At 70.8% G+C, this 14,617-nt stretch carries 14 protein-coding genes; 7 read left to right on the top strand and 7 right to left on the bottom strand.

What is annotated here, in order from left to right:
• Position 1 precedes the first annotated feature (1 nt).
• Positions 2–1,180, top strand: coding sequence for a dipeptidase (locus AB0898_RS29300; RefSeq protein WP_366806051.1), 1,179 nt, complete (start codon positions 2–4; stop codon positions 1,178–1,180).
• On the opposite strand, the gene AB0898_RS29295 is transcribed toward AB0898_RS29300, so the two are convergent.
• Positions 1,177–2,250 carry an alkene reductase gene (locus AB0898_RS29295; protein ID WP_366806050.1) on the bottom strand — a complete coding sequence of 358 codons (1,074 nt, stop codon included), beginning with the start codon at positions 2,248–2,250 and terminating at the stop codon, positions 1,177–1,179. The genes AB0898_RS29300 and AB0898_RS29295 overlap by 4 nt on opposite strands.
• A gap of 55 nt (positions 2,251–2,305) precedes the next feature.
• Between AB0898_RS29295 and AB0898_RS29290 the strand changes: the two genes are divergently transcribed.
• The 3 genes from AB0898_RS29290 to AB0898_RS29280 all read left to right on the top strand — a co-directional run bounded on the left by AB0898_RS29290 (position 2,306) and on the right by AB0898_RS29280 (position 3,286).
• Entirely contained in the window at positions 2,306–2,677 is a 372-nt protein-coding gene (locus tag AB0898_RS29290) for a MerR family transcriptional regulator (protein WP_366806049.1), read from the top strand.
• A gap of 76 nt (positions 2,678–2,753) precedes the next feature.
• Positions 2,754–3,026 carry a type II toxin-antitoxin system Phd/YefM family antitoxin gene (locus AB0898_RS29285; RefSeq protein WP_366806048.1) on the top strand — a complete coding sequence of 91 codons (273 nt, stop codon included), beginning with the start codon at positions 2,754–2,756 and terminating at the stop codon, positions 3,024–3,026.
• Positions 3,023–3,286, top strand: coding sequence for a Txe/YoeB family addiction module toxin (locus tag AB0898_RS29280; RefSeq protein ID WP_366806047.1), 264 nt, complete (start codon positions 3,023–3,025; stop codon positions 3,284–3,286). Before AB0898_RS29285 ends, AB0898_RS29280 begins: the two co-directional genes overlap by 4 nt.
• 12 nt (positions 3,287–3,298) lie before the next feature.
• Here AB0898_RS29280 and AB0898_RS29275 read toward each other — a convergent pair whose 3' ends face one another.
• Positions 3,299–3,655 (bottom strand): VOC family protein, encoded by a 357-nt coding sequence (locus AB0898_RS29275; protein WP_366806046.1) that lies wholly within the window; start codon positions 3,653–3,655, stop codon positions 3,299–3,301.
• A gap of 88 nt (positions 3,656–3,743) precedes the next feature.
• Here AB0898_RS29275 and AB0898_RS29270 point away from each other — a divergent pair, with 88 nt between their 5' ends.
• Positions 3,744–4,280: a CGNR zinc finger domain-containing protein gene (locus AB0898_RS29270; protein WP_366806045.1), complete on the top strand. Its 537-nt coding sequence runs from the start codon at positions 3,744–3,746 to the stop codon at positions 4,278–4,280.
• A 130-nt stretch (positions 4,281–4,410) separates the two neighbouring features.
• On the opposite strand, the gene AB0898_RS29265 is transcribed toward AB0898_RS29270, so the two are convergent.
• Positions 4,411–5,754: a UDP-glucose/GDP-mannose dehydrogenase family protein gene (locus tag AB0898_RS29265; protein ID WP_366806044.1), complete on the bottom strand. Its 1,344-nt coding sequence runs from the start codon at positions 5,752–5,754 to the stop codon at positions 4,411–4,413.
• A 180-nt stretch (positions 5,755–5,934) separates the two neighbouring features.
• Between AB0898_RS29265 and AB0898_RS29260 the strand changes: the two genes are divergently transcribed.
• Positions 5,935–7,092 (top strand): acyl-CoA dehydrogenase, encoded by a 1,158-nt coding sequence (locus AB0898_RS29260; protein WP_366806043.1) that lies wholly within the window; start codon positions 5,935–5,937, stop codon positions 7,090–7,092.
• Positions 7,093–7,184: 92 nt separating this feature from the next.
• Here the strand turns inward: AB0898_RS29260 and AB0898_RS29255 are convergent, their stop codons facing one another.
• On the bottom strand, positions 7,185–8,474 hold the full coding sequence (locus tag AB0898_RS29255; protein ID WP_366806042.1) for an LCP family protein: 1,290 nt from the start codon (positions 8,472–8,474) through the stop codon (positions 7,185–7,187).
• A 119-nt stretch (positions 8,475–8,593) separates the two neighbouring features.
• Between AB0898_RS29255 and AB0898_RS29250 the strand changes: the two genes are divergently transcribed.
• The gene (locus AB0898_RS29250; RefSeq protein WP_366806041.1) at positions 8,594–9,145 is read left to right on the top strand and encodes an acyl-CoA thioesterase; all 552 of its coding nucleotides are present in this window, start codon (positions 8,594–8,596) and stop codon (positions 9,143–9,145) included.
• A 138-nt stretch (positions 9,146–9,283) separates the two neighbouring features.
• Here AB0898_RS29250 and AB0898_RS29245 read toward each other — a convergent pair whose 3' ends face one another.
• From AB0898_RS29245 to AB0898_RS29235, 3 genes are all read right to left on the bottom strand, one after another.
• Entirely contained in the window at positions 9,284–10,657 is a 1,374-nt protein-coding gene (locus AB0898_RS29245) for an LCP family protein (protein ID WP_366806040.1), read from the bottom strand.
• 334 nt (positions 10,658–10,991) lie between these two features.
• Complete coding sequence (locus tag AB0898_RS29240; RefSeq protein ID WP_407078427.1) at positions 10,992–12,605, bottom strand: LCP family protein; 1,614 nt, start codon at positions 12,603–12,605, stop codon at positions 10,992–10,994.
• 106 nt (positions 12,606–12,711) lie between these two features.
• On the bottom strand, positions 12,712–14,472 hold the full coding sequence (locus AB0898_RS29235) for an LCP family protein (protein ID WP_366806039.1): 1,761 nt from the start codon (positions 14,470–14,472) through the stop codon (positions 12,712–12,714).
• Between the last annotated feature and the right edge of the window lie 145 nt (positions 14,473–14,617).

Here is a 14,617-nt window from a genome sequence, read left to right as displayed (position 1 = left end):
GATGACCTCCCTGGACGAAGCCCGCTCGCTGCTGCGCGAGTTCCCCGTGGTCGACGGCCACAACGACCTGCCGTGGGCGCTGCGCGAGCAGGTCGCCTACGACCTGGGCGCGCGGGACATCGCCGGGCACCAGAACGCCCATCTGCACACCGACCTGCCGCGCCTGCGCGAGGGCGGGGTCGGGGCGCAGTTCTGGTCGGTGTACGTGCGCTCCGACCTGCCGGGCGCGGTGACCGCGACCCTGGAGCAGATCGACTGCGTACGGCGGCTGATCGAGCGCCACCCGGACGAGCTGGCGCCCGCGCTGACCGCCGCCGACATGGAGGCGGCGCGCGCCTCCGGCCGTATCGCCTCCCTGATGGGCGCCGAGGGCGGCCACTCCATCGACAACTCGCTGGGCACGCTGCGGGGCCTGTACGCGCTCGGCGTGCGCTACATGACGCTCACCCACAACGACAACGTGGACTGGGCGGACTCGGCGACCGACGAGCCGAAGGCGGGCGGACTCACCGCGTTCGGCCGCGAGGTCGTCCGCGAGATGAACCGCCTCGGCATGCTCGTCGACCTCTCCCACGTCGCCGCGACGACCATGCGGGACGCGCTGGACACCACCTCGGCGCCGGTGATCTTCTCCCACTCGTCCTCGCGCGCGGTGTGCGACCACCCGCGCAACATCCCGGACGACGTGCTGGAGCGGCTCCCCGCCAACGGCGGCATCGCCATGGTGACCTTCGTGCCGAAGTTCGTCCTCCAGGCCGCCGTCGACTGGACGGCCGCCGCCGACGACAACATGCGCGCGCACGGCTTCCACCACCTCGACACCAGCGAGGAGGGCATGAAGGTCCACCGCGCCTTCGAGGAGACCCACCCGCGCCCCATCGCCACCGTCTCCACGGTCGCCGACCACCTCGACCACATGCGCGAGGTGGCCGGCATCGACCACCTCGGCATCGGCGGCGACTACGACGGCACCGCCTTCACCCCCGACGGCCTCAACGACGTCTCCGGCTACCCCAACCTCATCGCCGAACTCCTCGACCGGGGCTGGTCCAAGCCGGACCTCGCGAAGCTCACCTGGCAGAACGCGGTCCGCGTCCTGGGCGCGGCGGAGGACGTCTCCCACGACCTCCGGGCCACGCGTCCGGCGTCCACGGCGACGATCGAGTCCCTGGACGGCTAGCCGACGAGGGCGGGGTAGTCGGTGTAGCCGTCGGCCCCGCCCACGTACATCAGATACCGCTCGCGCAGCGGATTGAGCGGCGCTTTCCGTCGCAGCCGCTCGACGAGGTCCGGGTTGGCGAGGAACGGCCGCCCCAGCGCGACCAGGTCGGCTCCGGCGGCCAGCATCTCCCGGCAGGCACGGGCGACCGCCTCGGTGGTGAGGCCGGTCAGCACGGGGTTGCCGATCAGGACGCCCGGCCAGTCGGCCCGCAGCCGCCGGTACGGCGCGCTGCCGGGCTCGGCGCGCACGAGGTGCAGATAGGCGAGGTCCAGCTCGCGCAGCCGGTGCACGAGCGCGGGGTAGAGCGCGTCGGTGTCGTCCTCCCGTATGCCGTTGACCGTGCCGCCGGGCGAGATCCGCACCCCCACCCGCTCGGCCCCGATCGCCCCGGCGACGGCCTCGGTCACCTCCACGGCGAACCGCACCCGGCGCTCGACGGTGCCGCCGTACGCGTCCGTGCGGAGGTTGGTGTTCCCGGCGAGGAACTGGTGCAGCAGATGCCCGTTGGCCGCGTGCACCTCGACCCCCTCGAACCCGGCGTCGACCGCCCTGCGCGCGGCGGCGGCGAAGTCCGCGACGCTGGCCCGGATGTCGTCCGTGGTCATCGCCCGGGGCACGGGGGCGGGCCGGTGTCCCTCCCGCGTGAAGATCGTCTCGGGCAGCGGGACGGCGGAGGGCGCCACCGGGGTCAGCCCGGTGGTCAGCGGATGGCTGACCCGCCCGCCGTGCTGGAGCTGGAGGAACATCCGCCCACCGGCCGCTCGCACGGCCCCGGTCACCTTCCGCCAGCCCTCGGTGTGCCGGTCGGTGTGGAGGGCGGCGATGTCGGGGTACGTCTGCCCGACCGCGCTGGGGGTCGCGGCCTCCCCGATGATCAGGCCCGCGGAGGCGCGCTGTGCGTAGTACTCCGCCATGAGCGGGGTCGGTGTGCCGTCGGGCTCGGCACGGTTGCGGGTCAGCGGGGCCATCACGAGGTGGTGGGGGAGCGCGAGCCGGCCGAGCCGGGCGGGGGCCAGGAAGTCCGTCATGGCCGTACCGTAGAAGCTGACATTGGTGTCAGATTCAAGCCCTGGGGAGGCTGCCATGCGGATCGGTGAACTGGCCCGGCTCACCGGGGTGAGCGAGCGGTCCCTGCGCTACTACGAGGCCCAGGGTCTGCTGTCCGCCGACCGCACCCCCGGCGGCCACCGCGACTACCCGCCGACCGCCGTGGACCGCGTCGTCCGCATCCAGGAGCTCTACGCGGCCGGACTGCACAGCCCCAGAATCCGCGACCTCCTCCCCTGCATGCGCGACCAGGACGGCGGCCCCTCCGCGACCGCCACCCCCCGCCTCCTTGAGGACCTCACCGCCGAACGCGACCGGATCGACCGCCTGATCGGCGACTTGCAGCGGTCCCGGGCGACGCTGGAGGGGGTCATCGAGGCGGCTGGACAGGACGACACCGGACCCTGAAACCCGCTCGGCGGTACCGGGAACCGGTTCTGGTGTCGTACCGTTTTCCGGTACGACACCGGAAGGGGCAGGACCGATGACCATAAGCGCCAGCGAAGCACGCCGTGATCTGTTTCCCCTGATCAAGCGGGTTAACGAGGACCACACCCCGGTGCGGATCAGCTCCAAGGGGGGCGACGCCGTCCTGATGTCCGCCGAGGACTACGAGTCCTGGCAGGAGACGGTGTACCTGCTCCGTTCGCCCGCCAACGCCCGGCGTCTGATGGAGGCGGTCGCGCGCGACAAGGCGAGTCAGCCCGTGGTCACCAAGACGCTGGACGAGCTTCGGGCATTGGCGGGTGACGAGTGAGGAGCGTGCACTTCGACCCCGACGCCTGGGAGGACTTCCTCTTCTGGCTCGCCTCCGACCGCAGGATGGCGCGCCGGATCACCCGGCTGATTGCGGAGATCCAGCGCGATCCCTTCAGCGGCATCGGTAAACCGGAGCCGCTCAAGGCCGACCTGTCCGGGTACTGGTCCCGGCGGATCGACGACGAGCACCGGCTGGTCTACCGGGCGGACGACAAGGAAGTGAAGATCCTCAAGGCCCGCTACCACTACCACGACTGACCGGTCGGCGTGTCAGCACGCGCACAGACAGAACGGATGCCCCGCCGGATCCGCGTAGACCCGCCACGAGCGGCCGGCCTGGGTGTCCAGGGGCTTCGCGCCCAGTGACAGGGCGTCCTTCTCGGCCGCGTCCAGGTCCTCCACCGTGAGGTCGAGGTGGAACTGCTGGGAGGCGTCCGGGGTGGGCCAGGCCGGGGGGACGTGGCCGGGGGCCCGCTGGAAGGCGAGGGTCGGGCCGGCGGGGGTCTTCAGGTCGATCCAGGTGTCGTCGCCCTCCGGAGTGCCGCCCAGGAGGCCTGCGTAGAAGGCGGCCAGGGTATGCGGGTCGGGGCAGTCCAGGACGATCGCGCCCAGTGTGGCGAGGGGCATGGCTTCCTCCTCGGAGATGGTTACCTGTAGAGACGGTTAACCGGTAACGGTTACCTCATGCTCCCGCAGTGGGGGTAACGTCGCAAGCATGAGTGACAGATCGGCCGCCCCCGGGAACCTGGTCCTGGTGGAGTCCCTGGTCAACAGCCTGGACATCGAGAGCGGCCGCGACCTGCTCGACACGGAGGAGGGGCGGGCGGGCCTCGGGATCGGCCCGGAGGACGTGGCGGACGCCCGTACGCTGCGCGAGTCCCTGCGCGCCGCCCTGCTCGCGCACGCCGGGCACCGGCCGCACCGCGCGGTGACCCCGCTGGGCGAGCTGCTCGCCCGTGCCCCGCTCCGCCTCGACGTGGACGACACCGACGGCTCCGCCCGCCTCGCGCCCGCAGACCCGGCCCCGCTGCTCTCCCGCGTCGCCGCCGCCGTCGCCGAGGCGCTGGTCGCGGGCACCTGGCAGCGGCTCAAGGCGTGCGAGGCCCCCGACTGCCACTGGGCGTACTACGACCGCAGCCCGGCCGGACGCGGCCGCTGGTGCTCCATGCGGGTGTGCGGGGCGCGCGCGAAGATGCGGCGCTACCGGGCCAAGGACACCAAGATCACCACTGTGGACACCAAGGACAGGTAAGGCCGAGGGGGTTGTGCGGCCACGCTCGCGCCCCGTGGTGCACAATGCGCACAGACGCCGGTTCGGCCGACTGAGCCTCGGCCGAACCGGCGTCCCCGGCGCAGCCGAACCGGCGTACCCCCGAAGGGTGTTACGCGGTGGGGCGGCCCATCGCCCGGTACGTCCAGCCGGCCCGCCGCCACAGCTCGGCGTCGAGCGCGTTGCGCCCGTCGAGCAGCACCCGCTCCGCCGCGACGCCGGCCAGCTCCGCCGGGTCCAGCTCGCGGAACTCCCGCCACTCCGTCAGGTGCAGGACGACGTCCGCGCCGCGCACCGCGTCGAGGGCCGAGTCCGCATAGCCGAGCGTCGGGAAGACCTTGCGGGCGTTGTCCATGCCCTTCGGGTCGTAGACCGTGACCTGGCCGCCCTGGAGGTGTATCTGCCCGGCGACGTTCAGCGCGGGCGAGTCGCGGACGTCGTCCGAGTCGGGCTTGAAGGCGGCGCCGAGCACCGCGACCCGCTTGCCGAGGAACGAGCCGCCGCCGACCGCCTCCCGCGCCATCTCGACCATCTGACCGCGGCGCCGCATGTTGATGGAGTCGATCTCGCGCAGGAAGGTCAGCGCCTGGTCCGCGCCCAGCTCGCCGGCGCGCGCCATGAAGGCGCGGATGTCCTTCGGCAGACAGCCGCCGCCGAAACCGATCCCGGCGCGCAGGAACTTGTTGCCGATCCGCTCGTCGTACCCGATGGCCTCGGCGAGCTTCGCCACGTCGGCGTCGGCGGCCTCGCACACCTCCGCCATGGCGTTGATGAAGGAGATCTTGGTGGCGAGGAAGGAGTTCGCGGAGGTCTTCACCAGCTCGGCGGTCGGGAAGTCGGTCACCACGAACGGGGTGCCCTCGCCGACCGGCGTGGCGTACACCTCGCGCAGCAGCTTCTCCGCCCGCTCCCCGCGCACGCCGACCACGATCCGGTCGGGGTGCAGGGTGTCCTTGACGGCGAAGCCCTCGCGCAGGAACTCCGGGTTCCAGGCCAGCTCGGCGTCGGCCCCGGCGGGCGCGTGCTCGGCCAGGTAGGCGGCGAGACGGTCCGCCGAGCCGACCGGCACGGTGGACTTGCCGACGACCAGCGCGGGACGCTTCAGATGCGGGGCGAGCGAGGCTATGGCGGCGTCGACGTACGACATGTCGCAGGCGTACTCGCCGTGCTTCTGCGGGGTGTTCACGCAGACGAAGTGGACGTCGCCGAACTCCGCGACCTCCGCGAAGTCGGTGGTGAACCGCAGCCGGCCCGTCGACCCCTCGATCCCCGCGACATGGCGGCGCAGCAGCTCGTCGAGCCCCGGCTCGTACATCGGGGTCTCGCCGCGCTCCAGCAGGGCGATCTTCTCCGGCACCACGTCCAGGCCCAGCACCTCGAAGCCGAGTTCGGCCATGGCCGCGGCGTGCGTGGCGCCGAGATAGCCGGTGCCGATCACGGTGATCTTCAGGCTCATTGCTGCTCCAGCCAGGGGGTACGTCGACGGTGCGGAGCCCGAGCATAGTCGGGTGCCGCCCGGGGCAGGTCTCCAGCTGTCGCGAAGCTCACGTATGCGGGCCCCGGGCAGCCCTCTAAACTTCAGTTACTTAACGGTAATTAGCGTCAGTAGCACAGCGTCCTTGGAGCGTGAGAGACCGTGGCCGGATCGGCTGACTTCGACCTGTACCGCCTGTCCGAGGAGCACGACATGCTCCGCGACTCCGTCCGCTCGCTGGTCGAGGCGAAGATCGCGCCGTATGCCGCCGCCGTGGACGAGGAGGCCCGCTTCCCGCAGGAGGCGCTGGACGCCCTCGTGGCCGGCGACCTGCACGCCGTGCACGTCCCGGAGGAGTACGGCGGCGCGGGCGCCGACGCGCTCGCCACGGTGATCGTGATCGAGGAGGTGGCCCGCGCCTGCGTCTCCTCCTCCCTGATCCCGGCCGTGAACAAGCTCGGCTCGCTCCCGGTGATCCTCTCCGGCTCCGAGGAGCTGAAGAAGAAGTACCTGGGCCCGCTCGCCAAGGGCGACGCGATGTTCTCGTACTGCCTCTCCGAGCCGGACGCCGGTTCGGACGCGGCCGGCATGAAGACCAAGGCGGTACGCGACGGCGACTTCTGGGTGCTCAACGGCGTCAAGCGCTGGATCACCAACGCGGGCGTCTCCGAGTACTACACGGTGATGGCGGTCACCGACCCGACGAAGCGCTCGAAGGGCATCTCCGCCTTCGTGGTCGAGAAGTCGGACGAGGGTGTCTCCTTCGGCGCCCCGGAGAAGAAGCTCGGCATCAAGGGCTCCCCGACGCGCGAGGTCTACTTCGACAACGTCCGCATCCCCGCCGACCGCATGATCGGCGAGGAGGGCACGGGCTTCGCGACCGCCATGAAGACCCTGGACCACACCCGCATCACCATCGCCGCCCAGGCCCTCGGTGTCGCCCAGGGCGCCCTCGACTACGCCAAGGGCTACGTCCAGGAGCGCAAGCAGTTCGGCAAGCCGATCGCGGACTTCCAGGGCATCCAGTTCATGCTGGCCGACATGGCCATGAAGATCGCCGCCGCCCGCGCCCTGACCTACCAGGCCGCGGCCGCCTCCGAACGCGGCGACAAGGACCTCACCTTCCAGGGCGCCGCCGCCAAGTGCTTCGCCTCGGACGTCGCCATGGAGGTCACCACGGACGCCGTCCAGCTCCTCGGCGGCTACGGCTACACCCGCGACTACCCGGTCGAGCGCATGATGCGCGACGCCAAAATCACCCAGATCTACGAGGGCACGAACCAGGTCCAGCGGATCGTGATGGCGCGGAACCTGCCGTAACGCGGGTCGCGGAAACGACGGAAGGCGCCCTCCCGGTACGACTGGGGAGGCGCCTTCCGCGTTGTGCGTGTGCGTGTGCGTGTGTCAGAGCCTCAGTTGCCCGTGACCGTCACCTTCTCGTCGTTCTTCAGCTCGTTCACCAGGGTCTGGACCTTCGCCTTGTCCCAGACGAGGTTGCCGCCGACCGAGCCGGAGACGGGCATGTTCATGGAGGTGCCGTCGCCGCCGCTGACGCCCTTCATGGCCCAGAACATGGAGGCGAGGTCCCACAGGCTCATGTCCTTGTCGACCGTGAGGGAGTCCAGGCCGGCGCTCATGGTCGGGTAGAACGTGAAGGGGTTCAGGACGGTGGACGGGGTGGCCACCTGGTGGGACAGCGCGGAGAGGAACTTCTGCTGGTTCTTCGTGCGCTGGAGGTCGGAGGCCGCGAAGGCGTGCCGGGTGCGGACGAAGGCGAGGGCCTGCTCGCCGTTGAGGGTCTGCTTGCCCGCCTTGAAGTCGGCGCCGGAGTACTTGTCCTTGAAGCCCTGGTCGAGCTTCATCTCCACCCCGCCGACGGCGTCCACGATGCTGGCGAAGCCCGCGAAGCCGATCTCCACGTAGTGGTCGATGTGCAGGCCGGTGTTGTACTCGACCGTGCGGACCAGGAGCGTGGGGCCGTCCTTGGCGTAGGCCGCGTTCAGCTTGGTGGCGCCGGGGGACGGGTAGAGCTTGCCGGAGTCCGAGCCCTTGAAGCTCGGGATCGTGACGTTCGAGTCGCGCGGCAGCGATATGAGGGTGTCGCCGTTCGAGCCGACGTGCAGGATCATCATCGAGTCGGTGCGCTGGCCCTCGGCGGAGCCGGTGTGCAGCTTCTTCTTCTCCTCGTCCGACATGCCCTTGCGGCTGTCGGAGCCGACGATCAGATAGTTGGTGCCCTCGCCCTCGGCCGGCCGGTCGATCACCTTGGACAGGTCGACGTCCCGGTGCAGCTTGGAGTCGGCCCAGAAGTAGGTGGCGACCGAGGTGACGATCAGCACACTCAGCACGGTGATCGTCGTCAGCTTGATCCGGCGGCCCCAGTTCGGGGCGGGGCGCGGAGCGCGGGTGCCGGGCGCCGCCGGGCCGCCGGGACCGCCGCCGCCGTAGACCTGGCCCGTGTTGTAGCCGCTGTCGTAGCCGGTGCCTCCCCGGCCGTCGACGTACGACGGCTGCTGCGGCACCCCGGCGCCGTACGGAGGCGCCGAGGGGCCTTGGGAGCCGTACGAGCGCTGACCCGGGGGTACCGGGCCGCGCCCCACCTGACGCATCGAGCGTGCGCCTTCCGGCTGCGCGCCGGCGCTGCCGCGTCCGTAGCGGGGTCCGCGTTCGTTGTCGGACCATCCCTCGGGCCAGTCATTCATGGGCCCAAGTGTGCAGGGTGCGGGCAGGTGCCTTACAAGGGTTGTCGGAAAATCGGAGCGGGGCTGTTGCGAAGGCGACACAAATATCGCGAATGCGGCTTCCGCTTAAAGTGGGGGACATGACAGACCAGGTCCCGCCGACCGAGCTTCCGGAGATCCCGGGCAAGCCCACCTCGGCTTCTCGCACCACCCTCAGCCACATCATGACCCACAACGACACCAACCTTCTGGGGTCGGTGCACGGCGGGGTGATCATGAAACTGGTCGACGACGCCGCGGGCGCGGTGGCCGGCCGGCACTCCGGAGGTCCCGCCGTCACCGCGTCCATGGACGAGATGGCCTTCCTGGAGCCGGTCCGCGTGGGTGACCTGGTCCATGTGAAGGCCCAGGTCAACTGGACCGGCCGCACCTCCATGGAGATCGGTGTACGCGTCCTCGCCGAGCGCTGGAACGAGTCGGCGCCGCCCACCCAGGTCGGCTCGGCCTACCTGGTCTTCACCGCCGTGGACGCCGACGGCAAGCCGCGCGCGGTCCCGCCGGTGATCCCGGAGACGGAACGCGACCGCCGCCGCCACCAGGAGGCCCAGATCCGCCGCAGCCACCGCCTGGCCCGCCGCCGCGCCATCCGCGAGCTGCGCGAACAGCGGGCGGCCGACGGCATCGAGGACTGACGGTTCCCTCCGGGGGTTCAGCGATGGCGGTTCCTGCCGTGCCCTTTTCCCGCGGGGCCTGCCGGGTTCGCCGGAGCCCGGCCGAGTCCCCGCCGGACCAGCCAAGCACCGCCCCTCCCCGCTGAACCGGCGGAGCCCTCACGTCTTGCCTGTGCACACCACCTCGTCCCCATGGACCACCGGGGAGTCCGGCTGGGCCGTGTCCGGGCCCTTGACCTTGTGGACGTCCTTGAAGTCGGGGCCTGCCGTCACCCTCAGTACCGCGCCCTGGCCGGGGACGGGGCGGAGTTCGCTGCCGGGGAGGGCTACGGCGAGGGAGCGGGCGGAGCGGTCCCAGCGGGGGTCGTAGGAGATGACCGTGCGCGGGACCGGGTGGGGGGCCGTGGCGGGCTGGCGGGTGGTCGCGAAGCCGGTGGAGGCCAGAGCGGCGTCCACCTTTCTGCCGAGCCCCGCCGTGCCGGTGCCGTTCTCCACCCGGACCCGGATCGAGGAGGGCGCGACCTCGACGGTGGTCGCGGCGGGGACGTGCTTCGCGCGGACCGGGGCGAGCGGCTTGTCCTCGCGCAGGGCGGCGAAGAGCCGGTCCGCCTTGGCCTTGTCCCACTTCAGGGTCGAGCCGATGCCGTTGACGACGAAGCCCATCTGCCCGATCGGCACGGTGGTGAACTCGGAGGACGAGGGGGAGAAGTTCCGCATCGCCCGCCCGAGGTCCAGCAGCTCGTTCGTGCCGAACCCGGCGTCCGCCCGCACCGACCCCAGCACCGCCCGCGTCACGTCCCGGAACCGCATCGGGTTGAGCAGCACCCCCGAGGACGTCGCCCGCTCGATCAGCGCGGCCATGAACCGCTGCTGCCGCTGCATCCGCCCCAGGTCGCTCGCGCCGTCCACGTGCCGGGCGCGCACGTACTGCAGTGCCTGCCCGCCGGTGAGGGTGTGGTCGCCGGGCGCGAGGTCCAGCCCGGTGTACGAGTCCTTCAGCGTGGTCGGCGTGCACACGGTGACCCCGCCGAGCACGTCCACGGTCCGCATGAAGCTGGCGAAGTCGACCTCCAGATAGTGGTCGATCTTCACATGCGTCATCGCCTCCACCGTGCGCACGGTCAGCTGGGGCCCGCCCTCGGCGTAGGCCGCGTTCAGCTTGACGGGGTGCGCGTGGTGCGGCTCGCCGGTGCTCTGATCGACGTGCGCCGGCAGCTCGGCGTAGGAGTCGCGCGGCAGGCTCACCACGCTCGCCCGGTCCCGGTCCTGCGAGATGTGCACGATCATGATCGTGTCGGTGCAGTGGCAGGGCGCCCCGCCCAGCTTGTACGCCTGCCGCTCCCGCTCGGTGATCTTGTCGCGGCCGTCGGTGCCGACCAGCAGGACGTTCATGCCGTGGCCCGCGGCGGGCCGGTTCTTCATGTCCTTGAACGCGTCCACCCGCGCGATGCCCGAGTCGAGCCCGGTGACGAGCGCGTGGCCGATCCCGGCGGAGGCGAGCACCACCACGGACAGCGCGGTCACTGCCCGCATGCCCCAGCGCGGCCGGCGGCGCCGTACGAGAGCCGCCCGTGGCGCCCGCCCGGGCGGCTGCGGACGGCGCCGTGGGCCCGGGGCGGCCGCACCGCCCTTGGCCGAGGGGGAGGGGGGCCGAGGCGGTCTGGGCAAGGGACACCTCCGGGCTGGGCCGTACGTGGGGTTTGTACGAACCGTAGGCCGATACGATCTCCAGCCCGCGCCACAGCCCCGGCGGCGCGCAACGGTGTCCCCCGTTCGCGGTAACGCGAGGCCCTTGTGAACCCGTTGACGCCGCGCCGGACGGAAAGGGGCCCCTCCGCTCGCCGGAAGGGCCCCTTTCACGCGTCTCCTACCACCGGTAGGGCTGGTACACGTCCATGCACCGGGAGGAGTCCGCGCCGTTGATGGCGTCCGATCCCTCGGGGATGTCACCGGCCTTCGGGGCGGACTTCTTCGGGTACGCGTTGCCGGTGCGCCAGTCCGCGCCGACGATCACCGTCACCCCGGAGACGGCCGTGGACCGCTCCACCTGGCTCAGCGGGATGCCGAGCGCCTTGGCCACGCCCTGCGCGTCGCCCTCCAGATCGGCGCTCGGATAACGCACGACCGTCTCGTCCTGGGACAGCGCGGCCGAGGCGTCCTTGGTCGCCCTGCCGTACCCGGCCTGTGTCAGAACCGTGCCGATCGCCGCCGCGCGGCCCGGCACGGCGGCCAGCGTCGAACTGCCGGTGCCGTTGGCCACGACCACCCCGAGCTGCGCCGGCCGGACCGAAGGCGTCTTGGCCGGCTGGGACGTGGACTTCGCCTTGGACGGCTTGCCGTTGCGGTCCAGGGGCACGTCGTCGCGGAGCATCTCCCACAGCTTGTCGGAGCCCGCCTTCTGCGGCACCACGTGCTCCTTGTTGAGCGGGTCCTCGACGTTGGGCATGGTGACCGAGGTGATGCGGTCGGCCGGGACGGACTTCAGCTGGGTGCCGAGGTCGTAGAGCTTCTTGACGGTGCCGATCTCCTGGGACACCGTCAGGGACTTGGTGGCCGCCTCGGCCAGGTCCATCAGGCGCCCGCTGTCGGTGAAGACGTTCTGGCCCTTGAGCGTGCGGATCATCGAGTTGAGGTACATGTGCTGGGCGCGGGCGCGCATCACGTCGCTGCCCCAGGCGTGCCGGGTGCGCAGCCACTGGAGGGCCTGCACGCCCTTCACCTTGCGGTGACCGGCCGTCAGCTTCAGCCCGGAGCCGCCGCGCTGGGCGGGCGTCGAGTGGTCCCAGACGTTCTGGTTGACGCAGACGTCGACGCCGCCGATGGCGTCGGCCATCCGCACCACACCGGCGAAGTCGATGGTCATCCAGTGGTCGATGTAGACACCGGTCAGGTCCTCCCAGGTGGCCAGCGTGCAGCCCGCGCCGCCCCGGGCCAGCGTGGTGTTGATGATGTCCTCGGTGGGCGGGTAGACCCGCTTGGTGTCGGGGTCCACGCACTTGGGGATCGCCACGCGGGTGTCGCGCGGGATGCTCACCATGGCGGCGCTCTCGCGGTCCGCCGAGAGATGGATCAGCATCTGCACGTCGCCGAGCGGCGGGTTGCCCCGGTTGTCCTTGCTGCCGCCGAGCTTGACGTTCTCGGCGGAGTTACGGCTGTCGGAGCCGATGAGCAGGATGTTCAGCGGGGTACGGCCCGCCGCGTCGGGCCGGGTACGCCGCACCTTGGAGTCGTCGCCGCTGATCCGGCTGCCCTTGGTGATGTTGCCGTTGAGATGCCGATAGTAGAGATAGCCGGCCCCCGCCGACCCGAGTATCACCAGCGCCAGCACGATCGCCGCCCAGCGCAGCACCCGCCGCCCCCGGCCGTGCTCCCGCCCTCGCCGGGCCCCTCGTCTGCCGCCCCCCGAAGGGCCCTGGCCGTCCGGTGCGGCTGTCTCCGCCCCCTCCGGACCGGCCTTCCCCCGTACGCTGCTCTGCGCCAACTCCCCGGCCTCCTGTACCGCACCAAGCAAACGGGCCCGTCCCGCGTCCTTATAGACGCACGACGGGCCCGAAGCGTTACCTACGAGTTCCCCTGCGATCCGTTGCCTACGAAGCGCACTGTGTCTTGTCGGCCGTCGACTTGTTCGCGACCTCCGGGGCCTTCGACGGCGCGGTCATCGAGACGCCCGCGCCCTTGAAGTCCTTGCCGAGGGTCAGCGTCATCTCCGGCAGCCCCTGGCTGTTGGTCACGCTCTTGCCCGGCTTGAGCGCGGAGCCCGACAGGCCCATGAGGGCGGCCAGTTCACGCGCCTGAGGCGCCTGGTCGGGGCCGTACTCCAAGGTGGTCTTGGCGAGTTCCGCGGGTGCGTTGCCCGCGTTCTCCGACTTGAGCACGCCCTTGTCGTTCTGCAGCCACACCAGGGTGTCCTGGGCGCTGCCGCCCGCGGCGCCGCCGTTGAAGATGCGCACCCGGACGTCGGAGGCCGCGGCCCGGCTGCCCTTGAGCCGGGCGGCCTGGGCGTCCTTGGCGGCCTTCTTCTTCTTTTTGACGTCCGTGAAGGACACGTCGTTGTTGATGGCGTCGAAGATCGGGGGAGCCGCGACCGGGTCGAGGATCACGGTCTTGTGGATGACACCGTCCGCCGGGTTGTCCTTCACCGGCACCGTCATGAAGGAGATGTTCTTCGGCGGGACCTTCTTCAGCTCCAGCGCTATGTCCTTGAGCGTGCTCACCGAGCCGATGCCCTTGTCGACGGTGAGCGCCTTGGTGGCCGCGTCCGCCAGGTCGAGCAGCTTGGTGGGGCTGCGCAGGGTGTCACTGGAGGACATCTTGCGCATCAGCGAGCCCATGAACTGCTGCTGCGCCTTGATGCGGTCGAGGTCACCATGGTTGCCGAAACTGTGCCGGGTACGGACGAAGGCCAGCGCCTGCTCGCCCTTCACGTTCGACGTTCCGGCGGGGAGGTTGAGGTGCGAGTCCGTGTCGTTCACCGCGTGCGCGAGGCACACGTCGACACCGCCCACCGCCGTGGTCAGCGTCTTGACCGCGTTGAAGTCGACCATCATGAAGTGCCCGGGCTTGATGCCGGTGACGGCCTGCACGGTCTTCATGGTGCAGCCCGGGTCGCGGCCCTCCTGGCCGAGGCTCGTGTTGAAGCGGTCCTGCGAGGTGCCCTGGATGATCTTCTTGCTGCCGTCCGGCTCGACGGTCTCGCAGTCGGGGATGTCCACGACCAGGTCACGCGGGATGCTCAGCGCGGTGGCGTTCGTACGGTCCTTGGCGACGTGCAGCAGGATGTTGGTGTCCGCGTGGCCGACGCTGTTCTTGTCGCCGTAGCCCTCGTTGCCCTTGCCGGTGCGCCGGTCGGTGCCGATGATCAGGATGTTGAAGGCGCCGTCCTTGCTGAAGCCCTTCTCGGCCACGCTGCCGACGTCGGTCGTGTCGACGTTGCCTTCGAGGTGCTTCAGATAGAGGTAGCCCGCCGAGCCCACGGCGACCAGCACGAGCGCCATGCTCCCGCCGGTCCAGGCGAGTATCTTCTTCGCCTTCGACTTCTTCGGCTTCTGCGGGGGGCGCCGGCCACCGCGCCGTCCCTGCGGCTCCGGCTCGGGCTCGGCACCCCGGCGCCGGCGGGGCTGCTGCGGGACCTCCGCCTCGCGCTCCCGGGGCTCCCGGGGCGGCGCGTCGCCGCGCTGACGCGGAGGCGCGGCGCCGTTGTCACGGCGGGCGGATCTACGCGGACCGGGAACCGGCGATTGCGCTCCGGAAGGATTTAGTCGCAGTTCGTATTCGCCGGTGTTCGGATTGAGTACCCACTGGTCTGCGGGGTCGATGTTGTCCGCCCGCCCACGGCTTTGCGCGTCCACGGTTGTCCGAATCCTCCGTCGGGGCCACGCGGCGCCTTCCCCCTCGTAGGCGCTCGGGTCTCGGTGAATCGACGCACGGCCTCAGGGGCTGGACCTCGCGGCCGGGTGCATCGGATCGCTCACACTATCCGCCCAGTTCAGCGTT

It is taken from the genome of Streptomyces sp. NPDC005435, from assembly GCF_040703155.1.
In the GTDB taxonomy this organism is placed as follows: domain Bacteria; phylum Actinomycetota; class Actinomycetes; order Streptomycetales; family Streptomycetaceae; genus Streptomyces.
This window is presented reverse-complemented; position numbering and strand designations above follow the sequence as displayed.

Coding starts and splice junctions, on each gene's coding strand:
- AB0898_RS29250 (WP_366806041.1), top strand. CDS start 8,594: ATGACAGACCAGGTCCCGCCGACCGAGCTTCCGGAGATCCCGGGCAAG.
- AB0898_RS29270 (WP_366806045.1), top strand. CDS start 3,744: ATGAGTGACAGATCGGCCGCCCCCGGGAACCTGGTCCTGGTGGAGTCC.
- AB0898_RS29295 (WP_366806050.1), bottom strand. CDS start 2,250: ATGACGGACTTCCTGGCCCCCGCCCGGCTCGGCCGGCTCGCGCTCCCC.
- AB0898_RS29285 (WP_366806048.1), top strand. CDS start 2,754: ATGACCATAAGCGCCAGCGAAGCACGCCGTGATCTGTTTCCCCTGATC.
- AB0898_RS29255 (WP_366806042.1), bottom strand. CDS start 8,474: ATGAATGACTGGCCCGAGGGATGGTCCGACAACGAACGCGGACCCCGC.
- AB0898_RS29300 (WP_366806051.1), top strand. CDS start 2: ATGACCTCCCTGGACGAAGCCCGCTCGCTGCTGCGCGAGTTCCCCGTG.
- AB0898_RS29275 (WP_366806046.1), bottom strand. CDS start 3,655: ATGCCCCTCGCCACACTGGGCGCGATCGTCCTGGACTGCCCCGACCCG.
- AB0898_RS29245 (WP_366806040.1), bottom strand. CDS start 10,657: ATGCGGGCAGTGACCGCGCTGTCCGTGGTGGTGCTCGCCTCCGCCGGG.
- AB0898_RS29290 (WP_366806049.1), top strand. CDS start 2,306: ATGCGGATCGGTGAACTGGCCCGGCTCACCGGGGTGAGCGAGCGGTCC.
- AB0898_RS29265 (WP_366806044.1), bottom strand. CDS start 5,754: ATGAGCCTGAAGATCACCGTGATCGGCACCGGCTATCTCGGCGCCACG.